The following is a 1,417-nucleotide window of genomic DNA, read 5'->3' as shown; positions in this document are numbered from 1 at the left end:
AGAGGGCGGTTCGTGAGGTGATGTCCGTTTCCAGGTGATGGTTGGAGCAGGGGCGCTGGCCGCAGCGCCGGCTACTGGTTCCTGGCGAAGTTGCCAGTGTCGACTTCGGTGAGGATGCCGAGTTTGACCAGGCGCTTCAGCTTGGCCCGGGTGCCTTCGACGTTCTTCGGCAGCAGTTCATGGCCGAGGGCCTGGCAGACGTCCTTGGCCCGCAGGGGGCCGGTCGCCTCGTTGAAGACAGCGAGGATGCGCGGGTAGTCCGGGTGCTCGGGCAGTTCCGGTGGGGATGCGGGGAGCCGGTCGGCGAGGCCGGTGACGGTCTTCCGGGTGATCGCGAGGTGCTCAAGGTGTGTCTCTGCCTCCCGCAGCCGGGTCTGCAGGCTGTCGATCTTCGCGCGAAGCTCGTCAGCCAGGGCCCGGGCGGCATCCTCCTGGAGGTCCAGCGCCTGGAGGAGGGGGCGGATGTTCATGCGCTCACCACTTCTTCGCGCCAGGTGGGGGTGTTCGCGCTGGTGAGGCGGCGGATCATGACGTGGGACATCGCCCAGTAGACGCGGGACGCGGAGGAGGCGGCGCGGTGCTCGTAGTCACGGACCAGACGCCGGTGCAGTATCAGGATCCCGTAGGTCTGCTCGACCCTCCACCGCTTCGGCTGCGGCATAAATCCCCGGTGTTCGGGGTCGCGTGCGACGATCTCGACATCGATGCCCAGGCCGGCGCCGTGCTCGACGACCTGATTCTTGAAGCCCTGGTCGACCAGAGCTTTGCGGACGGTGCCGTTGGCGTGCTCGGTCACCTGGTCCAGCAAGGCGATGCCCGCAGCATTGTCGTGCGTGTTCGCGGCGAGGACGGCGACAGCGATGACCAGCCCGAGCACGTCGACGGCCAGTCCCCGTTTGCGGCCCGGCACCCGTTTCGCCGGATCGTGTCCGGTCGTGGAGGCGGGGACCCCGGCAGCCACGTGGACGCTTTGGGTGTCTAGGACCACCAGGGTCGGGTCCTCTAATCGCCGGGCGCGTTCACGGACCTGGCACCGCAGGAGCTCATGAATGACCTGATCGGTTCCGTCGTCCCGCCAGGCGGCGAAGTAGTAGTACGTCGCGCTCTTCTGTGGCAGGTCGTGCGGGAGATAGGCCCACTGGCATCCGGTCCGCCCCTGGTAGAGGATCGCGTTCACGATCTCCCGCATGTCGTAGGCGCCCTGATGACCGCTGACCGAGCGGTGCCGATCCTTCCACGCGGTGATCACCGGCTCGATCAACGACCACTGTTCGTCCGATAAGTCGCTGGGATACGGCTTCCGTTCACTCACCCCGCCAACCCCAGCAGACCCCGCACCGCGGACCCGCGGATTCCGCCCACACCCCACACCATCAGGCGACCACAGAACGGCTCAAATACTCACGAACCGCCCTCT

The 1,417-nt window shown here is 66.8% G+C and carries 2 protein-coding genes; both read right to left on the bottom strand.

Features of this window, described 5'->3' with window-relative positions; all coding sequences use genetic code 11:
- Positions 1 to 71 precede the first annotated feature (71 nt).
- A complete protein-coding gene (locus tag ABZV31_RS38300) occupies positions 72 to 470 on the bottom strand; it encodes a hypothetical protein (RefSeq protein ID WP_355901504.1) in 399 nt (132 codons plus the stop codon).
- Positions 467 to 1,312 (bottom strand): IS5 family transposase, encoded by an 846-nt coding sequence (locus ABZV31_RS38295; protein ID WP_355901502.1) that lies wholly within the window; start codon positions 1,310 to 1,312, stop codon positions 467 to 469. The genes ABZV31_RS38300 and ABZV31_RS38295 overlap by 4 nt, the downstream gene beginning before the upstream one ends.
- Between the last annotated feature and the right edge of the window lie 105 nt (positions 1,313 to 1,417).

Source organism: Streptomyces sp. NPDC005202 (assembly GCF_040608235.1).
GTDB lineage: Bacteria > Actinomycetota > Actinomycetes > Streptomycetales > Streptomycetaceae > Streptomyces.
This window is presented reverse-complemented; position numbering and strand designations above follow the sequence as displayed.